We start from the raw sequence: 4,332 nt of genomic DNA, 5'->3' as shown, positions 1-4,332 counted from the left end.
TCGTTGCCTGCCGCACGAACCGTGCTGGGCACCCTTGCCGAGAACCTCGACACCTCGACCGAGACGGGCGCCCTGCGACGATTTCCGTCGGCCGAAGCGATCGCTCGTCGTGGGGCGAGCGTGTTGCGGGGCCCCGAACGTCGCGTGCGGACGATCGTCGACACCGCCGAAGCCTTGGCGAGCGGTGATTTAGTCGTTGATGTCGGCCTGTCGACACTCGAACTGCGCGAACGACTCATGCGGATGCCCGGCATCGGTCCATGGACGGCCGACTACGTCGCCCTGCGCGTACTCGGCTCGCCCGATCTCTTGCTCGACACCGATCTCGTGCTGCTGCGCTCGCTCAGTGCTCGGGGCGCGGCGTCAACCGCACGGGAGGCTGCCGCGCTGGGCAGGCGCTGGGCGCCGTGGCGCAGCTACGCCACCCTGCACTGGTGGCGCGCCGCACCACCTCCCGCGCGTCGAGCGCCCGCCCCTAGTTCTCGGGCGCGACCATCGGCAACGGAATAGCGCCGGTCGCTGGAACGACACCGCTGAGACGCTCGGGCGAGAGCACTTTGGCGATGTCGTCGGCCGTCATGAGACCGCGCTCAATCACGAGTTGGCGAATCGGCACCTTTGAGGCCAGAGCCTCGTAGGCGAGCGCCGCCGACTCTTGATAGCCGATGTAGGGGGTCAGTGCCGTGACAACGCCCACGCTCGCTTCGACCATCTCGTGCAGTCGATCTTCGTTGGCCGTAATGCCGTCGATGCAATTGAGGCGCAACGTGCGGCACGCGTTCGACATCCACGCCAACGACTGCATGATGCTCGTGGCAATCACGGGTTCAAAGGCGTTGAGCTGCAGCTGACCGCCCTCGACGGCCGCAGTGACAGTGGCATCGGCACCGATGATCGAAAAGGCGACCTGGTTGACGACCTCGGGAATCACGGGGTTGACCTTGCCGGGCATGATCGAGCTGCCGGCCTGGCGGGGCGGAAGGTTGATCTCACCAAAGCCCGCCTGCGGCCCGCTCGACAGCAATCGCAAGTCATTGCAAATCTTCGAGAGCTTGACGGCCGCGCGCTTGAGGGTTCCCGAGACGGTCATGAAGATGCCCGTGTCGCTCGTCGCCTCGATGAGGTCGGGCGACGTCACCATCGTGTAGCCCGAGATCTCGCTCAAGTGGCGACGCACGGCTTCGGCGTATCGCGGGTCGGCGGTGATGCCCGTGCCGATTGCCGTGGCACCCATGTTGATCTCATTGAGCCACGGAATGATCTCGCTCAACCGCTCTTGATCTTCGCCCAGAGTCGTGGCGAAGCCGCGAAACTCTTGGCCCAGCGTCATCGGCACCGCATCTTGCATCTGAGTTCGGCCGACCTTGAGAATCTGCGAAAACTCCTGGCCCTTGGCCGCAAACGAGTCGATCAGCAGTCGGTGCTCATCGAGCAGGCTCTTGAGGCTAAACACCATGGCGAGCTTGATCGCCGTCGGATACACGTCGTTCGTTGACTGGCTGCGGTTGACGTGATCGATGGGGTGAAAGTTGGCGTAGTCACCCTTCTCGTGGCCCATGAGCTCGAGACAGCGATTCGCAATGATCTCGTTGGCACACATATTGGTGCTCGTACCCGCACCACCCTGTAGCACACCGAGCACGAACTCGTCGTGCAACTCGCCATCGATGATCTCTTGGCAGACCTGGTCGATGAGGTCGGCCCGCACGGCGCGAATGACCCCGATTTCTTTGTTCGCGCGCGCGGCCGCTTGCTTGACCATCGCGAGAGCGATCACCAAGTTGGGGTGGTTCGAGAGCGCGCGGCGCGTGATGGGAAAGTTCTCGAGGGCCCGAGCAGTGTGGATTCCCCAGTAGGCGTCGGCCGGAATCGGCATTTCGCCGAGAGAGTCGCGTTCGAGCCGCATGGGGCGCGGAGCATCCGCGTCTTCATCCATGCCGGGTCGGTAGATGGGAATGCCGTCGTCACTCGTGGTGAAACTCGGGCCAGGGCCAGTGGTGCGCACCATTGCGGATGCCTCTTCCTTGAGGGTCTTCGAACAGTTGCGGTGGCGGCTCAAGCCTATCGGGCGGCCCGCACCTGCACGCGCGCCGTCACGAGATGTTCGGGAACGGGCGTGTGCGAGATCACGAGAACGGCCCGCTCGGGGCCGGCTGCCGCTCCCAAGAGCTCTTCCAACAGGCTCTCGGCCCGGTCAGGATCGACATTCGCCGTCGGTTCATCGAGCACGAGCACGGGAGCGTGGCTGAGCAGAGCACGAGCGAGTGCGATGCGCTGCGCCTCGCCCCCGCTCACGAGGCGTCCGCGTTCACCGACGGGCGCATCGAGCCCGCCGCGCTCACGGCACCACTGAGCCAAGCCGACACGGTCGAGCACCGCGAGCAGGTCGTCGTCAGTCGCGTCATCACGGGCGAAGATCAGGTTCTGACGGATGCTCTCGTCAAAGAGATGGGGACTTTGCTCGCACAGCACCACGTGACGGCGCACCTCATCAGGGTGTAGATCGTGCACGTCGACTCCCCCGAGCCGGTACTCGCCCTCATGGTCGAGAAAGCGCACGAGCACGTGCGCCAGCGTGGTCTTGCCCGCACCACTCGAGCCCTCGACGACCACCCGGTCTCCCGGCGCGAGGTCGAGCTCGATGCCCGCAATGGCGGGGTTCGCGTCTCCCGGCCACCGGGCGCTCACTCCGCGCAGGCGGAGCGTCAGCGGACCGTCGGGAACCGACGCGAGAGCCTCGGGAACAACCGGCAGTTCGGCGGGAACCTCGTCGGGCACAATGCTCGCGAGGCGATCAGCACTTGCCCTCACGCGCCACCATGCCGAGAGAACTCCCGGCAACGCGGCGACGACCTCGAACACGGCCAGCGGAACGAGCACGAGCAAGACCAGTTGCGGGCCGGTCACCGACGCCGCAGAGAATTCGGGCCCAGTCACGAGAAGCGCGGCGAGTAGCGTGAGCCCGGCGCCGAGAGTGAACAGGGCAGCGACGCTCCCGGCTGCCGCCGATTGCCGCGACTGTGCGCGCCGCAGCTGGGCGTCGAGCTCGAGCACGCGTTCGCGCTGGCGCAGGTCAACCCCAAAGGCTCGCAGGGTTTCCCACCGCGCGACGTACTCGACCACCGCATCCGCAAGGGCAGCCCGCAAGGGCGCGATGCGCAGGTCGGCATCACGGCTGAGGCCCACCATCACGAGGGTCGCGACGGTTGCCGTCACCACGAGGCCAACGAGCAGCACAGCGCCCGCGGGCGCAGACACCCACCACACGCCGATGACGCTCAGCGCCGCCACAACGCTTGCCGTAACGAGTGGTTGCAGAACGCGGAGGGGAAGGTCTTGCAGAGCATCAGCATCGCGCACAAGTGTCGTCAGCAGATCGCCGCGCCGAACGCCGCGAAGACCATCGGGGGCCACGGGCAACAGCCGTCGAAACACTCCAACGCGCACCGTGCTCAGCGCACGGAAGGCCGCGTCGTGAGCGACCAGCCGTTCGACATAGCGAAAGACCGCGCGCCCGAGCGCGAATGCTCGCACGCCCACGATCGCAAAGCCGAGAAAGAGAATGGGCGGTTGCTCGGCCGAGCGCGCGATGAGCCACGCGCTCGTAGCCAAGAGAGCAACAGCGGAGGCGCTCGCCAGCACACCCAGGGCAAGGGCAGGTGCGAACGCGCGCATCGGAGGCACGGATGCGCGCAGCACGCCACGACGGCTACGGCGGGCGGCGATGGTCATCGTCGTCATGAGGTCGACACCTCGCTCGCGTCGACCGCACGGCGCGCGGTCGTGATCTCAAGCACCTCGTCGGCGGCCGCCATCACCGCACGACGGTGAGTGACGACGATGACGAGTCGGCCCTCGCGCGCGAGTGCGCGCAAACCAGCGATCACGATGCGCTCACTCGCCGCGTCGAGTGCCGATGTCGGCTCGTCGACAAGAACGACGCGGCAGTCACGATCGATCGCCCGATAGTGCGCTCGCGCAAGAGCGACCCGCTGAGCCTGGCCCCCCGAGAGGCCATCGCCCGCGGCGCCCAGCACGGTGGCGCGGGGCACATCGCCGGCGCCCGCCCACAGCAGTGATGCCGTCACGCGCGCCGGGTCAACAGAATCTGCGCCGAGAGCCACAACCTCGTCGAGCGAGCCTCCTGTGAGGTCGGCACGTTGGCCGCTCCACGCCAGACGTGAGATGCGGTCGGCCGGAGACACGGGTAATCCGTCAAGTTCGACCACGCCCTCGTGGTCAACCAGACCGAGCACCGCTCCGAGTAACGAGCTCTTGCCGGCGCCGCTCGGCCCGGTGATGGCGAGCAGGGTGCCGGGCATCCACGACGCC

The 4,332-nt window shown here is 66.6% G+C and carries 4 protein-coding genes; 1 reads left to right on the top strand and 3 read right to left on the bottom strand.

Features of this window, described 5'->3' with window-relative positions:
- Positions 1-510 (top strand): DNA-3-methyladenine glycosylase family protein (locus SFU54_RS00775; protein WP_413466533.1); only part of this gene is annotated, 510 nt, incomplete at its 5' end.
- Here SFU54_RS00775 and SFU54_RS00770 read toward each other — a convergent pair.
- From SFU54_RS00770 to SFU54_RS00760, 3 genes are all read right to left on the bottom strand, one after another.
- Positions 476-1,936 (bottom strand): aspartate ammonia-lyase, encoded by a 1,461-nt coding sequence (locus tag SFU54_RS00770; RefSeq protein ID WP_319014414.1) that lies wholly within the window; start codon positions 1,934-1,936, stop codon positions 476-478. The two genes, SFU54_RS00775 and SFU54_RS00770, sit on opposite strands and share 35 nt — an antisense overlap.
- A gap of 125 nt (positions 1,937-2,061) precedes the next feature.
- Entirely contained in the window at positions 2,062-3,741 is a 1,680-nt protein-coding gene (gene cydC / locus SFU54_RS00765; protein ID WP_319014413.1) for a thiol reductant ABC exporter subunit CydC, read from the bottom strand.
- Positions 3,738-4,332 (bottom strand): ATP-binding cassette domain-containing protein (locus tag SFU54_RS00760; protein WP_319014412.1); only part of this gene is annotated, 595 nt, incomplete at its 5' end. The genes SFU54_RS00760 and cydC, both read right to left, overlap by 4 nt.

Source organism: Microcella sp. (genome assembly GCF_033763155.1).
Classification (GTDB): Bacteria; Actinomycetota; Actinomycetes; order Actinomycetales; family Microbacteriaceae; genus Microcella.
Note: the sequence above shows the minus strand (reverse complement) of the source record. Positions and strands in the feature narration are given on the sequence as shown.